Source organism: Streptomyces sp. NPDC055749 (assembly GCF_053617235.1).
The window spans coordinates 1-16,635 of sequence record NZ_JBSHFH010000005.1 but is presented as its reverse complement, the minus strand read 5'-3'; the positions used below and the strand labels follow the sequence as shown (position 1 = coordinate 16,635).

General features: G+C 70.2%; 17 protein-coding genes. 10 read left to right on the top strand and 7 right to left on the bottom strand.

The genetic code is table 11. The features are described 5' to 3' along the window. Positions 1-53: 53 nt before the first annotated feature. From ACWGO0_RS05190 to ACWGO0_RS05180, 3 genes are all read right to left on the bottom strand, one after another. A complete protein-coding gene (locus ACWGO0_RS05190) occupies positions 54-650 on the bottom strand; it encodes a GNAT family N-acetyltransferase (RefSeq protein WP_453528190.1) in 597 nt (198 codons plus the stop codon). 81 nt (positions 651-731) lie between these two features. Next, positions 732-1,775, bottom strand: coding sequence for a family 2 encapsulin nanocompartment cargo protein polyprenyl transferase (locus tag ACWGO0_RS05185; RefSeq protein WP_453528710.1), 1,044 nt, complete (start codon positions 1,773-1,775; stop codon positions 732-734). Between the two features lie 139 nt (positions 1,776-1,914). Then, a complete protein-coding gene (locus ACWGO0_RS05180) occupies positions 1,915-3,321 on the bottom strand; it encodes a family 2B encapsulin nanocompartment shell protein (RefSeq protein WP_453528187.1) in 1,407 nt (468 codons plus the stop codon). A gap of 179 nt (positions 3,322-3,500) precedes the next feature. On the opposite strand from ACWGO0_RS05180, the gene ACWGO0_RS05175 reads away from it, so the two are divergent. The 4 genes from ACWGO0_RS05175 to ACWGO0_RS05160 all read left to right on the top strand — a co-directional run bounded on the left by ACWGO0_RS05175 (position 3,501) and on the right by ACWGO0_RS05160 (position 6,825). Continuing rightward, positions 3,501-3,947, top strand: coding sequence for an RrF2 family transcriptional regulator (locus ACWGO0_RS05175; protein WP_453528184.1), 447 nt, complete (start codon positions 3,501-3,503; stop codon positions 3,945-3,947). Positions 3,948-4,029: 82 nt separating this feature from the next. Continuing rightward, a complete protein-coding gene (locus ACWGO0_RS05170) occupies positions 4,030-5,226 on the top strand; it encodes a globin domain-containing protein (RefSeq protein WP_453528181.1) in 1,197 nt (398 codons plus the stop codon). A gap of 89 nt (positions 5,227-5,315) precedes the next feature. Continuing rightward, a complete protein-coding gene (locus ACWGO0_RS05165) occupies positions 5,316-5,906 on the top strand; it encodes an N-acetylmuramoyl-L-alanine amidase (protein ID WP_453528179.1) in 591 nt (196 codons plus the stop codon). 22 nt (positions 5,907-5,928) lie between these two features. Then, on the top strand, positions 5,929-6,825 hold the full coding sequence (locus tag ACWGO0_RS05160; protein ID WP_453528176.1) for a 1-aminocyclopropane-1-carboxylate deaminase/D-cysteine desulfhydrase: 897 nt from the start codon (positions 5,929-5,931) through the stop codon (positions 6,823-6,825). 60 nt (positions 6,826-6,885) lie between these two features. On the opposite strand, the gene ACWGO0_RS05155 is transcribed toward ACWGO0_RS05160, so the two are convergent. After that, a complete protein-coding gene (locus ACWGO0_RS05155; protein WP_453528173.1) occupies positions 6,886-8,487 on the bottom strand; it encodes a Na+/H+ antiporter in 1,602 nt (533 codons plus the stop codon). Between the two features lie 35 nt (positions 8,488-8,522). Between ACWGO0_RS05155 and ACWGO0_RS05150 the strand changes: the two genes are divergently transcribed. The 3 genes from ACWGO0_RS05150 (at position 8,523) to ACWGO0_RS05140 (ending at position 10,379) form a co-directional block, all read left to right on the top strand. Beyond that, the gene (locus tag ACWGO0_RS05150; RefSeq protein WP_453528170.1) at positions 8,523-8,783 is read left to right on the top strand and encodes a UBP-type zinc finger domain-containing protein; all 261 of its coding nucleotides are present in this window, start codon (positions 8,523-8,525) and stop codon (positions 8,781-8,783) included. A 232-nt stretch (positions 8,784-9,015) separates the two neighbouring features. Further along, a complete protein-coding gene (locus ACWGO0_RS05145) occupies positions 9,016-9,429 on the top strand; it encodes an ATP-binding protein (protein WP_003966375.1) in 414 nt (137 codons plus the stop codon). After that, complete coding sequence (locus tag ACWGO0_RS05140) at positions 9,426-10,379, top strand: RNA polymerase sigma factor SigF (protein ID WP_453528166.1); 954 nt, start codon at positions 9,426-9,428, stop codon at positions 10,377-10,379. The genes ACWGO0_RS05145 and ACWGO0_RS05140 overlap by 4 nt, the downstream gene beginning before the upstream one ends. Before the next feature lie 3 nt (positions 10,380-10,382). On the opposite strand, the gene ACWGO0_RS05135 is transcribed toward ACWGO0_RS05140, so the two are convergent. Continuing rightward, positions 10,383-10,760: a hypothetical protein gene (locus ACWGO0_RS05135; RefSeq protein ID WP_453528707.1), complete on the bottom strand. Its 378-nt coding sequence runs from the start codon at positions 10,758-10,760 to the stop codon at positions 10,383-10,385. Between the two features lie 214 nt (positions 10,761-10,974). On the opposite strand from ACWGO0_RS05135, the gene ACWGO0_RS05130 reads away from it, so the two are divergent. Next, a complete protein-coding gene (locus ACWGO0_RS05130) occupies positions 10,975-11,943 on the top strand; it encodes a diacylglycerol/lipid kinase family protein (RefSeq protein ID WP_453528163.1) in 969 nt (322 codons plus the stop codon). A gap of 319 nt (positions 11,944-12,262) precedes the next feature. Beyond that, positions 12,263-12,520 (top strand): WhiB family transcriptional regulator, encoded by a 258-nt coding sequence (locus ACWGO0_RS05125; RefSeq protein WP_003953983.1) that lies wholly within the window; start codon positions 12,263-12,265, stop codon positions 12,518-12,520. Between the two features lie 181 nt (positions 12,521-12,701). On the opposite strand, the gene ACWGO0_RS05120 is transcribed toward ACWGO0_RS05125, so the two are convergent. Both ACWGO0_RS05120 and ACWGO0_RS05115 read right to left on the bottom strand, forming a co-directional pair. Further along, positions 12,702-14,168 (bottom strand): sensor histidine kinase, encoded by a 1,467-nt coding sequence (locus ACWGO0_RS05120; protein ID WP_453528704.1) that lies wholly within the window; start codon positions 14,166-14,168, stop codon positions 12,702-12,704. Positions 14,169-14,521: 353 nt separating this feature from the next. Continuing rightward, positions 14,522-15,604 (bottom strand): SIS domain-containing protein, encoded by a 1,083-nt coding sequence (locus tag ACWGO0_RS05115; protein WP_453528160.1) that lies wholly within the window; start codon positions 15,602-15,604, stop codon positions 14,522-14,524. Positions 15,605-15,810: 206 nt separating this feature from the next. On the opposite strand from ACWGO0_RS05115, the gene nagB reads away from it, so the two are divergent. Next, the gene (gene nagB, locus ACWGO0_RS05110) at positions 15,811-16,596 is read left to right on the top strand and encodes a glucosamine-6-phosphate deaminase (protein ID WP_453528157.1); all 786 of its coding nucleotides are present in this window, start codon (positions 15,811-15,813) and stop codon (positions 16,594-16,596) included. Positions 16,597-16,635 lie beyond the last annotated feature (39 nt).

Sequence of the window (16,635 nt, the reverse complement as noted above, 5' to 3'; positions counted from 1 at the left end):
CTTCCCTCCGGGCGGCGCCGGCCCGCGGTACGGCCCGTCCGGCCCGACTGCCCTCAGGCGGACCGGGGTTCACGCCACATGGGCCACATCGAGGGCCCGTCGGGCAGATCGACCGTTCGACCCATGAAGGTGAACCCCAGCCGCTCGTAGAGTCCGCGGCTCCGCTCACTGCTCGCCTCCAGATAGGCCGGGATCCCCTCGCGGTCGCACCGCGCCAGGACGTCGTCGATCAGAGCGGCCCCGAGGCCCTCCCCCTGGTGCTCGGGAGACACCCCGATCATGAGCAGATACTCGTGGGCGCGGTCGTGCGGATGGACGGCGCCCGTCAGCCTCCCTATCAGTTCGGCCCGTTCGTTGTCCGGGTCGGCGGTCTCCCTCATCAGCGCGGGGGTGGGGTCCTCCTCATCGGGCGCCCCCGCGGGCACCGGAAGCCACAGGGCCGCGGCGGTGCCGTCCTCCAGCAGATCGATGCGGCCCTCGCCGAGGGTGACGTCGACGAAGACGCCGAGGAACGTGCCGTGCACCGCACGGCGGTGCTCCTCGTCCGGGAAGACCCAGCTGCTCACCGGGTCGTCGTGGAACGCCTCGTCCAGGATCCTCACGACCTGGTCCCGGTCCCGCTCGTCCGCCTGCCGTATCCGTGCACCCATGTCCGACTCCCGCCAGTTCCCGTACGACCTCAACCGTCCTGCGGAATCCTAGAGTTGGGCCGACGGGCCGGCGGCGGGAGGTCAGTGCGTCCGGCGGGTGACGAATTCCGCGAGCGCCAGCAGGTCACCGGCCGATGCCAGATCGGGCACCGCCCGGGAGAGATGGTGGACCGCACGCGCCATCCGGTCCCCCGCGCAGATCTGCGCCCAGTCCCGCCCCCCGGCCCGGTCCACCGCGTCGGCGGCCCGGCTCACCTCGCCCGGGGTCGCCATGGGACCCCGGTAGAGCGCGGCCAGTTCGGCGGCGGCCGGTGTGCCGGAGGTGAGCGCGGCCACCACAGGCAGGGACTTCTTGTGGGCGGCCAGGTCCGCACCGACCGGCTTTCCGGTACGGGCCGTGTCGCCCCAGATGCCGATCAGGTCGTCGATGAGCTGGAACGCGAGTCCCGCCTCGCGGCCGAAGCCGTCCATGGCGCCGACCGCCCGCTCGTCCGCCCCCGCGTAGAGGGCGCCGAGAGCGCAGGCGCAGCCGAGCAGCGCCCCCGTCTTGGCCGTCGCCATGGTGAGGCACTCGTCCAGCGAGACGTCGTCCGGTCCGCGCTCCTCGAAGGCGCAGTCGGCCTGCTGGCCGGCGCACAGCTCGATGACGCAGGTGGAGAGTCTCGCCGAGGCCCGCGCGGCGGCCGGGTGCGGGTCGTCGGCGAGCATCCGCTGGGCGAGGGCGAGCATGGCGTCGCCGGTGATCACGGCGTCCGGGACTCCGAAGACCGCCCAGGCGGTGGGCCGGTGCCGGCGGGTGGCGTCCTCGTCGATCACGTCGTCGTGGAGCAGGGTGAAGTTGTGCGCGAGTTCCACGGCGACGGCGGCTCTCACCGCACGGTCCGGGTCCCCGCCCGTCGCGCGGGCGGCGGCCAGGACGAGTGCCGGTCTGATGGCCTTGCCCGCCTGCCCCGATGCGGCGCTGCCGTCCGCGTTCTCCCAGCCGAAGTGGTACATCGCGACCCGTCGTATGCCTCCGGGCAAGGACTCCACGGCTGAGCGCAGATGCGGGTCGACGGCGCTTCTGGTGCGCTCCAGGAGGACTGCGGCCTCATGGCCTTCCGTCGCGGCGTCCGTACTCGTCATGGTCACGGTCTCTCCTCTTGAGTCGCCCTTCGGGCTCCATCGGGATGCCCGGCCGCCGCCGCGGCCGGGCATCCCGATGGATGTGTGCACAGTGGCGGGGAGGAGGACCCGGACACCCCTGTCCGGGTCCTCCGGAAGGTCACCGCCAGCGGCTCACCTCGACGTTCTCCAGGACACCGAGGGCGTCCGGCACGAGGATGGCCGCGGAGTAGTAGGCCGTCACCAGGTACGAGATGATCGCCTGCTCGTCGATGCCCATGAAGCGCACCGACAGGCTCGGCTCGATCTCGTCCGGGATGCCGCTCTGCTGGAGTCCGACGACGCCCTGGTCCGCCTCGCCTGTCCTCATGCAGATGATGGACGTGGTGCGGGCGTCGGTGACGGGGATCTTGTTGGACGGGAAGATCGGCACCCCTCGCCAGGCGGGCACATGGTGTCCGCCGACCTCCACGCTCTCCGGCACCAGACCGCGCTTGTTGCACTCGCGGCCGAAGGCGGCGATGGCCCGCGGGTGGGCGAGGAAGAGCTTCGAACCGCGCCGGCGGGACAGCAGCTCGTCCATGTCGTCGGGGCTGGGAGCGCCGTCGTGCGGCTGGATGCGCTGGCCGTAGTCGCAGTTGTTGAGCAGTCCGAACTCGCGGTTGTTGATCAGCTCGTGCTCCTGGCGCTCGCGCAGCGCCTCGACCGTGAGCCGCAACTGCTGCTCGGTCTGGTTCATCGGCTGGTTGTAGAGGTCGGCGACCCGGCTGTGCACCTTCAGCACGGTCTGGGCCACGCTCAGCTCGTACTCACGCGGGGCCGACTCGTAGTCGACGAACGTGTGCGGGACGACGGTCTCCCCGACATGGCCGGCGGAGAGATCGATCGCCGCCTCGCCGTAGTTGTTGGTGCGCTGGTGCGGGATGGACAGCAGTCCTGCGAGATGGTCGCGGAGCGAGTCGGCGCGGGCCGCGAGGTTGAGCACGTCCGAACGCCGCAGCGTGAGCAGGGTGCAGGCGGTGACGGCGCGGGCGGTGTACTCCCAGCTGGCGTCGCCGTCGACCAGGGCGTGGTCACCGAAGTAGGCACCGTCCGCGAGGACTCCGAGCTCCGTCTCGTCCCCGTAGAGCCCGGAGCCGATCTTCTCGACCTTGCCGTGTGCGAGCAGGAAGACCCGGTCCGCCGCGTCCCCTGCCGCGGCCAGGACCTCCCCTGGTTCCACATCGCGCTGTTCGCAACGCCGTGCCAGCTCCGCCAGCACCTCCTCGTCGCCGAACTCGCGCAGCGCGGGCAGTTCACCGAGCTCGGCGGGGATCACACTGACCCGGTCGCCGGTCTGCACGAAGGTCACACGGCCGTCACCGACTGAGTAGCTCAGCCGACGGTTCACCCTGTAAGTGCCGCCTTGTACCTGCACCCACGGCAGCATGCGCAGCAGCCACCGTGAGGTGATCTCCTGCATCTGCGGCGCGGACTTGGTGGTCGTCGCGAGGTTCCGCGCGGCTGCCGTGCCAAGACTCTGCTGCGGCGGTACCTGCGTGTCGCGAACCTCTTCACCAACGGACATCTGACGGGTCCTCTCGATCATGGGCTGACCTGTGCGAAGAAGCCTTTCAGCAGGAGCGCCGGCCGCGCCATTACACAAAAGAGTGTGACTAATCCACCTTCGGCGGGGCACGTTGCATACCGTCGCCACGCGTTCCCTTTAATTTGCATCTGAGATGCAAATTACCTAGCGTGAGGTTCATGCGGCTGACGAGATTCACCGATGTGGCACTGCGCGTCCTCATGCACCTGGCCGTCGCGGAGGGCGGGGAACCGCCGACCACCAGGGAGGTGGCGGCGACCATGCGGGTCCCGTACACCCACGCCACCAAGGTCGTGGCCAGGCTCCAGCACCTCGGCCTTGTCGACGCCCGGCGCGGCAGGGGCGGCGGCCTCGCCCTCTCCGAGGCCGGCCGCTCCGCGTCGATCGGCGCGCTCGTGCGGGAGCTGGAGGGCGCTGACGACGTCGTCGAGTGCGAGGGCAGCACGCCGTGCCCGCTGCGCGCCGCCTGTGTGCTGCGCGGCGCGCTCCGCCGGGCACAGGAGGCGTTCTACGCCTCGCTCGACCCCCTCACCGTGACGGAGCTCGTCGCCTCCCCCACCGGCCCGCTGCTGATCGGCATCACCAGCGGCCCCGCCCCGGACTGAGACGCGACTGAGACGCGCCGCCCGTCTCCCACCCGCCAACACAGCCCCACCCACAGCCCCATCCACACCCAGGAGTTCCCCGATGCTCTCCGAGACGTCGACCGTCACTGTCCGTGCCACGCTGCCCGCCGTCGGGGCGGCCGTCGGCGACATCGCGGACCTCTTCTACCGGAAGCTGTTCGACGCCCACCCCGAGCTGCTGCGCGACCTCTTCAACCGGGGCAACCAGGCGTCCGGGGCGCAGCGTCAGGCACTCGCCGGTTCGATAGCCGCGTTCGCCACACACCTGGTCGCACACCCGGACACCCGCCCGGACGTGATGCTGAACCGCATCGCACACAAGCACGCCTCGCTCGGTGTGACGGCGGCCCAGTACAAGGTCGTGCACACCCATCTCTTCGCCGCAATCGCCGAGGTGCTCGGCGACGCGGTCACCCCGGAGGTCGCCGGCGCCTGGGACGAGGTGTACTGGCTGATGGCCAACGCCCTGGTCGCCGTCGAGGAGCGGCTGTACGCCCAGCAGGGCGTCGTGGCCGGTGACGTCTGGCGCGAGTGGGAGGTCATCGGCAGGACCGAGGAGACCGAGGACGTCGCCACCTTCCGGATCGGTCCCGCCGACGGCGCGCCCGCTCCGGTCTTCCGGCCGGGCCAGTACGTCTCCGTACAGGTGGAACTCCCCGACGGAGCACGCCAGATACGCCAGTACAGCCTGTCGAGCGCCCCGGGTTCGCCGGTGCGCTCGATCACCGTCAAGAGGGTGCGTGGCGGCGACACCCCCGACGGAGAGGTCTCACGGCACCTGCACGACCGCACGCGCCCCGGTGACCGGCTGCGCGTCTCCGTCCCCTACGGGGACCTGGTGCTGGACTCCGTGGACGCCCCGCTGTTCCTCGCATCGGCCGGCATCGGCTGCACCCCGATGCTCGCGATGCTGGACCACCTGGCGTCCACCGGCCACCGTTCACCCGTGACGGTCGTGCACGGGGACCGGTCCCCCGCCGACCACGCCCTGCGCGCGGACCACACCCTCCTCACCGGCCGGCTCCCCGACGCCTCGGCGCACTTCTGGTACGAGAACCCCGGGCCCGGCCACCCCGCCGACCGCACGGGTCTTGTCGACGTGACGGGCCTCGTGGTCCCCTCCGGCACGCAGGCCTACCTCTGCGGACCGCTGCCGTTCATGCGCACGGTCAGGACCCAGTTGCTGGCCAAGGGCCTTCCGGCGGCGGACATCCACTACGAGGTGTTCGGCCCCGACCTGTGGCTCGCCCAGGGCTGAGCGCAAAGGCCGGGAACGGAGGGTCCACCGGGCCCTGTTCGGGTACAAGCGCTGTACGGCACTCCCCCACGCGCAACAAGGAGCCGGCCATGTCCTCACCCATGTCCGCGAGCAGCTTCCTCGACGCCCTGAAGGACGAAGGGCTCACCGTCGTCCAGGTCGGCGACTGGCGTACCCACAACCGCAATCACAAGGGCCCCTGGGGACCGGTGCACGGCGTGATGATCCATCACACCGTGACCAGGGGCACCGCCCGGACCGTCGAGCTCTGCCGTGACGGATATCCGGGCCTCCCGGGCCCGCTCTGCCACGGAGTGATCGCCAAGGACGGCCGGGCCCATCTGGTCGGCTACGGCCGCACCAACCACGCGGGGCTGGGCGACGACGAGGTCCTGCGGGCCGTCGTCGCGGAGAAGCGTCTTCCCCCGGACAACGAGGCCAACACCGACGGAAACCGGTACTTCTACGGATTCGAGTGCGAGAACCTCGGCGACGGCAAGGACCCCTGGCCCGCCGTCCAGCTCGAAGCCATCGAGCGGGCGGCGTCGGCGATCTGCCGCTATCACCACTGGGGCGCCCCCTCGGTGATCGGCCACCGGGAGTGGCAGCCCGGCAAGGTCGACCCGCGCGGATTCCCGATGAGCGCCCTGCGCGCCCGTATCCACGAACGCCTCAAGTGACCCCCTGCGGGACAATGCACGAGTGCACCAAGAAACACCCGGTACGCCCCGGCTGCGACCGGCCCTCCCCTCACCTCTGGAGCCGGCCGGGGACGAGCGCTTCGCGCGCCGGGGCGTACAGCTGCTGCTGAAGCGCGACGACCTGATCCACCCGGATCTGCCGGGCAACAAATGGCGGAAACTCTCCCTGAACCTGGCTTCCGCCGACGGCCGTACCGTGCTGACCTTCGGCGGCGCCTACTCCAACCACCTGCGCGCCACGGCCGCCGCCGGGCGGCTGCTCGGCTTCCGTACGGTCGGGGTCGTGCGCGGCGACGAACTGGCACACCGGCCGCTCAACCCGTCGCTCGCGCAGTGCGCGGCCGACGGCATGCGTCTGCACTTCGTGGACCGCGCCACGTACCGCGCGAAGGCCGATCCTGACGCCCTGAGCGGCCTGCTGAGCCTCTTCGGGGAGTGCGTCGTCATCCCGGAGGGTGGCAGCAACGCGCTGGCCGCACAGGGCTGTACAGAGCTCGGGCGCGAACTGCGGGGCCTGGCCGACGTGGCGGCGGTCGCCTGCGGAACGGGTGGCACCCTCGCGGGCCTCGCCGCCGGGCTCGGACCGGAGCAGCGCGCCCTGGGCGTCCCGGTCCTGCGCGGCGGGTTCCTGGCCGAGGCGGTACGGGACCTGCAACGGGAGGCGTTCGGCGGCCCGGCCGGACGGTGGTCGCTGGACGAGCGGTTCCACTTCGGCGGCTACGCCCGTACGCCCCCGGAGCTGCACGCCTTCGCCGACGACTTCGAGGACCGGCACGGGCTGCGCGTCGAACGGCTCTACGTGGCCAAGCTCCTGTACGCGCTGACCACGCTCACCGAGGAGGGCGCGTTCGCCCCGGGGACCCGCCTGGCGGCCGTCGTCACGGGTACGCCCTTCTAGGACCTGTCGTACCGCCGGGCGACTGCGCCAGGCAGCCGGCCTTCCGGGACGGCGACAGCACTAGGCGTCGTCCGACTCCCGGTAGGCCGCCGCCTCCTCCAGGTCGAGCCGCCGCAGCAGCGTGCGCATCATCTCGTCGTCGATACGCCGCTCGTCCCTGAGCCGGACGAAGACCTCCCGCTCGGCTTCGATCATCTGCCGTGCGAGCCGCCGGTAGGTGTCGTCCGCCGACTCCCCGGTGACCGGGTTGGCCGCGCCGAGCCGCTCCCACACGGAGTTGCGGCGGCGCTCCAGGACCGTACGCAGCCGGTCGGCGAGCGGCCCCGGCAGAGCGTTGCTCCGATCGGAGAGGAGCTCCTCCAGGCGCGCCTCGGCTGCCGTGGACGCCTGGCTCTGGGCCTGCGCCTCGGCCAGCGTCTCCGCGCGCAGGTCCCGCCCCGGGAGCTTCAGTACGCGCACCAGGAGCGGCAGGGTCAGACCCTGGATCACCAGGGTGCCGATGACGGTCGTGAACGTCAGGAACAGCACCAGGTTGCGGGCCGGGAAGTCCTCGCCGTCGTCCATGACCATCGGGATGGAGAAGGCGATGGCGAGCGAGACCACACCGCGCATCCCCGCCCAGCCGACGATCAAGGGCCCGGTCCAGTCCGTCGCGGGCTCCCGCTCCCGGATGCGCCTGAAGAGCCATCGCGGCAGATAGGTCGCCGGATAGACCCAGACGAAGCGGACCACGACGACCGCCAGGAACACGGCGAAGGCGTACCAGAGCGCCTCCCCGACGCCGTACGTTCCGAGGCCCTTCAGTACGAAGGACAACTGGAGGCCGATGAGCATGAAGACCACCGACTCCAGGACGAACGCGACCATCTTCCAGACCGCCGCCTCCTGGAGCCGTGTCGCGAAGTCGACCTGCCAGGAACGGTGTCCCAGATAGAGCGCCACGACCACGACCGCGAGCACTCCGGAGGCGTGCACCCGTTCCGCCGCCGCGTAGGCCACGAAGGGGATCAGCAGGGACAGGGTGTTCTGGAGCAGGGCTTCCTTGAGGTGCGTACGGAGCCAGTGCAGCGGCACCATCAGCAGCAGACCGACACCCACACCGCCGACCGCGGCCAGCAGGAATTCGCCGATCCCGGCGCCCCAGCCGACACTTTCGCCGACGGCCGCGGCGAGAGCCACCTTGAAGGCGGTGATCGCGGTGGCATCGTTCACCAGGGACTCGCCCTGGAGGATCGTGGTCACCCGGGCGGGCAGCCCCACCTTGCGCGCGATCGCCGCGGCCGTGACGGCGTCCGGCGGGGCGATCACGGCGCCGAGCACCAGCGCGGCCGTGAGCGGCAGACCGGGAACCAGCAGATAGGCCAGCCAGCCGACGGCGAGGGTCGCGAAGAGCACGTACCCGACCGAGAGCAGGGCGATCGGGCGGACGTTGGCCCGCAGATCGAGGTACGAGCTGTCCACCGCGGCCGTGTAGAGCAGCGGCGGGAGGAGGAGCGGCAGCACGATGTGCGCGTCCAGGGTGTACGTCGGCACTCCGGGCAGGTAAGAGGCCAGCAGCCCCACGACGACCAGCAGCAGCGGGGCCGGCACCGGCGTCCGGCGCGCGGCCCCGGCTACCGCGGCACTGGCCGCGACCAGCGCCACCAGGGGCAATGCGTCCATCTCACGGTCCTCACATCCGTCGTAACCTGCACATCATGAGTGAGTGCCCCCACCTTCAGGAACTGCCGCGCCCCGAGCCCGCCCCGCTCAGCGGGACGTGCACGGAGTGTCTGGCGGCCGGCGGCCATCCCGTGCAGTTGCGCCTCTGCCTCGCCTGCGGGCACGTCGGATGCTGCGATTCCTCGCCCCTGCGGCACGCGACGGGGCACTTCGAGGACACCGGTCATCCGGTCATGCGGAGCTTCGAAGCGGGCGAGAGCTGGCGTTGGTGCTTCCAGGACGGTTCGATCGTCTGACGTCTGGGTACGTCAAACCGGCGCCGGTTCTTCGCAATTGACCGCCACCGACCCCTACCCACTGTGCGTACTCATGGGCTTACCATGAGTGACGACCATCGGGCGGGGTCCTGGCGACACGGCATCATGGATCGCGATAGCGTCGCCGAACCAAGAACCGACGACGGACCGCATGGCTCCGGGCCACCCTTCCCGGAACTTCGAAAGAGTTTGTGCCACCTTGGAGGTGAGGGTGTCCCAGATCGCAGGCGAGCCCGGGAATCAGGACTTCGTAGAGGTCCGGCTGCCCGCTGCGGGTGCCTACCTGTCGGTGCTGCGAACGGCCACGGCCGGTCTGGCAGCGCGTTTGGACTTCACTCTCGACGAGATCGAGGATCTTCGCATCGCGGTCGACGAGGCCTGCGCGATCCTGCTTCAGCAGGCCGTGCCCGGCTCCGTCCTCAGCTGCGTGTTCCGGCTCGTCGACGACTCCCTCGAGGTGACGGTGTCGGCACCTACGACGGACGGCCGCGCGCCGGAGCGCGACACCTTCGCCTGGACGGTGCTTTCCGCACTGGCCGGAAAGGTCGACTCCACGGTCGCGGACGACCGTACGGTCAGCATCAGCCTCTACAAACAGCGCGGCGCGGGACCCGGGCCGGCGTGAGCAACGGGAACGGGGACGGACCTGTGCGGGACGAGACGATCCGCCCCGGGGTGGTGCGCGCGACGGGCATCCCGGAGCAACAGGCCAGGCCGCATCCGGTGGACGGGGCGGACGGGACGCAAGGCCGTACGGCCGCGGTGGAGCAGTCGCAGGCAGAGCGGACGGTCCAGATGAGCGAGCACGGGCACCACGATCCACGCGACCGCAGTGCGGCGCGGGCACTCTTCATCGAGCTGCGGGAGCTGCCCGACGGCTCGGCCGAGAAGGCGGAGCTGCGCAACCGGCTGGTGCGGATGCACCTGCCGCTCGTGGAGCACCTGGCCCGCAGATTCCGCAACCGCGGGGAGCCGCTGGACGATCTGACCCAGGTCGCCACGATCGGCCTGATCAAGTCGGTGGACCGGTTCGACCCGGACCGCGGCGTGGAGTTCTCGACGTACGCGACCCCCACGGTGGTCGGGGAGATCAAGCGCCACTTCCGTGACAAGGGCTGGGCCGTTCGGGTGCCCCGTCGCCTCCAGGAGCTCCGGCTCTCGCTGACGACGGCCACCGCGGAGCTCTCCCAGCAGCACGGCCGTTCCCCGACGGTGCACGAGCTGGCGGAGCGTCTCGGTATCTCCGAGGAAGAGGTCCTGGAGGGCCTGGAATCGGCCAATGCCTACAGCACGCTGTCGCTGGACGTCCCGGACACGGACGACGAGTCACCGGCGGTCGCGGACACCCTGGGCTCCGAGGACGAGGCGCTGGAGGGCGTCGAGTACCGCGAGTCGCTGAAGCCGCTGCTGGAGGACCTGCCGCCGCGCGAGAAGCGCATTCTGCTGCTGCGCTTCTTCGGGAACATGACCCAGTCGCAGATCGCCCAGGAGGTCGGCATCTCGCAGATGCACGTCTCCCGGCTGCTGGCACGCACGCTCGCGCAGCTGCGCGAGCGCCTTCTCGTCGAGGAGTAGCGCTCAGGCTTCGGGGGTCGTACGCGGCCCCCGGATGCCCAGCGCCTGCGTGGTCGTCGGGCTGAGCAGCAGCACCAGCGACGTCACCGCGACGACGGCGAGCACGATGCCCGCGGGAATGAGCGCGCCCTGCGACCGCAGCAGCGTCCAGGCGACCGGCAGCGCCATCAGCTGGGTGATGAGCGCGGGCCCGCGGCTCCAGCTGCGCCGCAGCAGCAGTCCGCGCGCGGCGAACAGCGGGATCAGGCCGAGCGCGACGAGGGTGAGTCCGCCCATCTCCGCCTGCTGGGGGCTGTCGGGCCGGCCGAGCAGTCCCATGACCACCATGTAGATCCCGCCTGCGACGAGCGCCGCCCCTTCGAGGGCGTTGAGTCCGGCCACTGCGGCGATCCTGCCCGGCTTCTCCGGTCCGGCCGACGGCGAGGAAGAGGGCGTGTTCTCCTGAATGCTCACGCTATGCAGGTTGGCATCCCTCCCCCGGGAAAGTGAAGCCGGGGTCAGTGGCACGCCCTCGTCGTTCACAGCCCGTCACCGAGCGTGAACCCAGGGCTGCGGGACTTCAGGCCGGTACCTCGCGGTAGGTAGTCTGGCGGGCATGCGCGCACTCCTCGTGGTCAACCCAGCTGCCACCACTACCAGTGCGCGGACGCGTGACGTGCTGATTCACGCTCTCGCGAGCGAGATGAAGATCGAAGCCGTCACCACGGAGTACCGAGGGCACGCCCGGGACCTGGGCCGACGGGCAGCGGACTCCGACGACATCGATCTCGTGGTCGCCCTCGGCGGCGACGGCACGGTCAACGAGGTCGTGAACGGGTTGCTGCACAAGGGGCCCGATGTGGACAATCTGCCGAGCCTGGCCGTGGTCCCCGGCGGTTCCACCAATGTCTTCGCGCGCGCCCTCGGGCTGCCCAACGACGCCGTGGAGGCGACCGGCGCCATCCTGGACGCCCTGGAACAGCGCAGCGAGCGCACGGTCGGCCTGGGTCTCGCGGCCGGCACGCCGGGCACGGAGGACGAGGCCGTCCCGGAGCGCTGGTTCACTTTCTGTGCCGGTCTCGGATTCGACGCCGGCGTGATCGGCCGGGTCGAACAGAAGCGCGAGCGCGGCAAGCGTTCGACTCACGCGCTGTACGTACGCCAGGTGGTCCGCCAGTTCCTGGAGGAGCCGCACCGGCGGCACGGTCTGATCACGCTCGACGTGCCCGGCCAGGACCCCGTCACGGACCTCGCGCTGTCCATAATCTGCAACACCGCCCCCTGGACCTACCTGGGGAATCGTCCGATGTACGCCTCTCCGAAGGCGTCCTTCGACACCGCCCTGGACATCCTCGGTCTGAAGCGTCTCTCGACCCCCGCGGTCGCCCGTTACGGCACCCAGCTGCTCACTTCGAGCCCCGAGAAGGGCCCGCACGGCAAGCACGCCGTTTCACTTCATGACCTCACCGACTTCACCTTGCATTCAAAGGCCCCACTGCCCTTCCAGATGGACGGCGACCACCTGGGACTGCGTACGAGCGTGACGTTCACAGGCGTACGCCGTGCACTGCGTGTGATTGTGTGAGTGGAAGGGCCCAAAGTCCTTTAACTCGAACGTTTGGACTGGCCCCCACCCCCTGGAAGTACGGCTGTGACCTAGCCGACACCGAGGAATCAAAAAAAACTTTCCAGAAGGGGTTGTATCCGTCGCCGAGGTTTGCGAATCTCTACATGGCGATCGGGACGGCCCGCAACACCGGCCTCCACTGAGAGCCAGAACCCCTCCTCACTGACAAGACCACAACCAGTTCATCTGGGAGTCGGCCCTGTGTCTGCGGGGGGATTCGTGAAAGCGTTCACATTCACAAGCAACGAGCTTGAAATACCAAGGAGAGGTAGCAGCCATGGACTGGCGTCACAACGCCGTTTGTCGTGAGGAAGACCCGGAGCTGTTCTTCCCCATCGGCAACACCGGTCCTGCGCTGCTGCAGATCGAGGAAGCCAAGGCCGTCTGCCGTCGCTGCCCCGTCATGGAGCAGTGCCTGCAGTGGGCGCTCGAGTCCGGCCAGGACTCCGGCGTCTGGGGTGGCCTCAGCGAGGACGAGCGCCGCGCGATGAAGCGCCGTGCCGCTCGCAACCGGGCGCGTAACGCCAGCGCCTGATTGACGCCCCCCGCTACGAGCCTCAGCCCGGCGGCGCGTACAGAGCGTACGCACAGCCCCGCCTTCGAGTCGCAGCGCGCAGTACCCCGTAGCGCATCGCAACGTACGTAATAAGCAGTGGGCCCGGACCGTCAGCACGGTCCGGGCCCACTGCTATGTGTGAGGCATGGAAGCGGCCCGGCTACTTCGCCGAACCCACCGGGATGTCCAGGATCACGTGGGTGCCGCGCTCGGGTCCCGGGACCATGCCGAAGGTGCCGCCGAGCTCGCCCTCCACCAGGGTCCGCACGATCTGCAGCCCCAGATTCCCGGCCCGCTTCGGGTCGAATCCCTCGGGCAGTCCGCGTCCGTCGTCCGAGACCGTGATCAGCAGCCGCGCGTCGGACGGTGCGCCGCCCCGTACCGCCGAGACCTCCACCGTGCCGCGCTCGGCCACGGTGAACGCGTGCTCCAGGGCGTTCTGGAGCACCTCGGTGAGCACCATCGAGAGCGGCGTGGCCACTTCCGCGTCGAGAATTCCGAAGCGGCCGGTGCGGCGGCAGGTGACCTTGCCCGGGGAGATCTCGGCGACCATCGCGATGACCCGGTCCGCGATCTCGTCGAACTCGACCCGCTCGTCCAGGTTCTGAGACAGCGTCTCATGCACGATCGCGATCGAACCGACCCGTCGTACCGCCTCGTTGAGCGCCTCGCGGCCCTGCTCGGAATCCATCCGGCGGGACTGGAGACGCAACAGGGCCGCCACCGTCTGGAGGTTGTTCTTCACCCGGTGGTGGATCTCCCGGATGGTGGCGTCCTTGGTGATCAACTCACGCTCGCGGCGGCGCAGTTCGGTGACGTCGCGAAGGAGAACCAGCGAGCCGATGCGGACACCCTTGGGCTTGAGCGGGATGGCCCTGAGCTGGATCACGCCGCTGGCGCACTCGACCTCGAACTCGCGGGGCGCGTAGCCGCTGGCCACCTTGACCAGGGCCTCGTCCACCGGCCCCCGGGAGGGTGCGAGCTCGGCCGTGGTGGTGCCGAGGTGATGGCCGACAAGGTCGGAGGCGAGGCCGAGACGGTGGTAGGCGGAGAGGCCGTTGGGGCTGGCGTACTGGACGATCCCGTCGGCATCGAGCCTGATCAGCCCGTCGCCGACGCGCGGCGAGGCGTCCATGTCGACCTGCTGACCGGGGAACGGGAAGGACCCGGCGGCGATCATCTGGGCCAGGTCGGACGCGGACTGGAGGTAGGTGAGCTCCAGTCTGGAGGGCGTACGTACGGTGAGGAGGTTGGTGTTGCGGGCGATCACGCCGAGGACGCGGCCCTCACGGCGTACGGGGATGGACTCGACCCGTACCGGAACCTCCTCGCGCCACTCCGGGTCGCCCTCGCGCACGATCCGGCCCTCGTCCAGGGCGGCGTCGAGCAGCGGACGCCTGCCGCGCGGCACCAGATGGCCGACCATGTCGTCCTGGTAGGAGGTGGGGCCGGTGTTGGGCCGCATCTGCGCGACGGACACATAGCGGGTCCCGTCGCGGGTCGGGACCCACAGGACGAGGTCGGCGAAGGACAGGTCGGAGAGCAGCTGCCACTCCGAGACCAGCAGGTGGAGCCATTCGAGGTCGGTATCGCTCAGGGCTGTGTGCTGGCGGACGAGGTCGTTCATGGAGGGCACGTGTGCGAGCGTACCCGTGGATACTCGGAGCTTCCGAACCGATCGGCCCGCCGCCCCGTGAAAGAGGGTGCGGCGGGAAGTCCGGCCGGAATTGCCGTGCACACGGATGGACACGAACGATTGGTCTAGTCCACAATGCACAGGAAAGACCTCCGTTCTCCCCGCACAGGAGAACGGAACGAGGCACCCGGCGCTCTCTGCCCTGACTGCGCCGGTGCCTCCTCGGCCGGAGGAACCGCACACCGCCGGCCGCGCAACTCCGGGCTGCGGTGCCGGACGGGCTGAGGGTCCCGTCCTGGCGCCGCGGCCCGCGGGTGTTTCCGGGGGGCTTACGGCCCCGGCGGTCAGTGGGTCTCGGTGACCTTGGCCAGGGCGCGGGGCGCGTCCGGGTCCTGGCCGCGGGCGATCGTCACCTCGTAGGCCAGCATCTGGAGCGGCAGGATCTCCAGGATCGGCTGCAACTCCTCCGCCACTCCCGCCACCGGCAGCGCGAAGCCCGCCGACGCGGCCTCCACCTGGGCCTTCGGGCCGACCACGAAGAGGTCGGCGCCGCGGCCCCGCAGCCGGTCCAGGACCGGCTGGAGCGCCTGGCCGCCGCGGCCGTCGGTGACGACGGCGATCACCGGGGAGATGTTGTCGACCATGGCGAGCGGGCCGTGCAGCAGGTCTGCGCCCGAGTAGGCGAGAGCGGGGATGTAGCTGGTCTCCATCAGTTTCAGAGCCGCTTCCTTGGCGGTGGGGTAGCCGTAGCCGCGCGAGGTGATGACCATGCGTTCGGCGAAGCGGTAGCGGGAGGCGAGGGACTTGACCTCGTCCTTCCGGGCCAGGATCTGCTCGGCCAGGTCCGGCAGGGCCTCGGCGGCGGCAGGGCCGTCCCCCGCGGCCAGGCCGTCCACGAAGAGATAGAGCGCCAGCAGCGAGGCGGTGTACGTCTTGGTCGCGGGCAGCGCCTTCTCGGGGCCCGCGAGGATGTCGATGCTGTATTCGGACACCGCGGCGAGCGAGGAGTCCGGGTTGTTGGTCACCGCGAGGGTGATCGCACCGGCGGAGCGGGCGGCCTTCGTGGAGGCGATCAGGTCGGGCGAGCCGCCCGACTGACTGACGGTGATCACCAGGACGTCCGTGAGGTCCGGCTCCGCGCCGTAGGCCGTCGTCGTGGACATCGAGGCGAGGCCGCAGGGCAGTCCGAGCCGGATCTCCAGCAGGTACTTGGCGTAGAGCGCCGCGTGGTCGGAGGACCCCCGGGCCGTCAGCAGGACGAACCGGGGCTTCTTCGCCGCGATCTCGGCGGCCACCTGACGGATCGCGGGGGCTCCCCGCTGGAGGATGCGGCGCAGCATGGCCGGCTGCTCGGCCATCTCGCCGGACATGATCACGCCCGGCCGCTCGCCCTGGTCCCGCTGCGCGGCCGAAGAGGTGGCGGACATATGGGTGCCTCCCGTGCGGTGAATGCGCGCGGGCAGGCGCCCGCCGGCTCGGACAAGTCGACCACGGCCCGGCGGGCAGCCGCCAGCGGGACGAACCGGCTGACCGCTCTGTGAGCAGTTCACCTCCGGGCTGCCCGGTTCTGCTAGATTGGTGACTAGATTGGTCTATACCACATGACTCCACCTTTCAGATCGGCAGGCACAGCGTGGAAGTTGTCATCGTCCCGGACGCCGCGGCAGGCGGCGAGCTCATCGCGGAGGCCATCGGAGTCCTGCTGAGCCGCAAGCCCGACGCCCTGCTCGGCGTTGCCACCGGCTCGACCCCGCTGCCCATCTACCAGGCGCTGGCCGCCAAGGTCCGCTCCGGGGCCGTGGACGCCTCGCGCGCCCGGATCTGCCAGCTCGACGAGTACGTCGGACTGCGCCCCGGCCACCCCGAGTCGTACCGCTCTGTGGTGTTGCGCGAGGTCGTGGAGCCGCTGGGTCTGTCCGAGGCGTCCTTCATGGGCCCCGACGGTTCCGCCGAGGACGTCCAGGCGGCCTGCGAGGCGTACGACAGGGCGCTCGCCGAGGCGGGCGGAGTGGACCTCCAGCTGCTCGGCATCGGCACGGACGGGCACATCGGCTTCAACGAGCCGTGCTCCTCGCTCGCTTCCCGTACGCGGATCAAGACGCTGACGGAGCAGACGCGGGTGGACAACGCGCGCTTCTTCGACAACGACATCGACCAGGTGCCGCACCACGTCATCACGCAGGGCATCGGCACGATCCTGGAGTCCCGCCACCCGATCCTGCTGGCCACCGGCGAGGGCAAGGCCGAGGCGATCGCGCAGACGGTCGAGGGTCCGGTCGCCTCGATCGTGCCCGCGTCGGCGCTGCAGCTGCATCCGCACGCGACGGTGGTGGTCGACGAGGCCGCCGCGTCGAAGCTGAAGCTGGGCGACTACTTCCGGGCCACGTACGCGGCGAAGCCGGCGTGGCAGGGCATTTAGCGGTTCGTACGCGTGAGGGCCGGGCACCCAGGTAGGGGC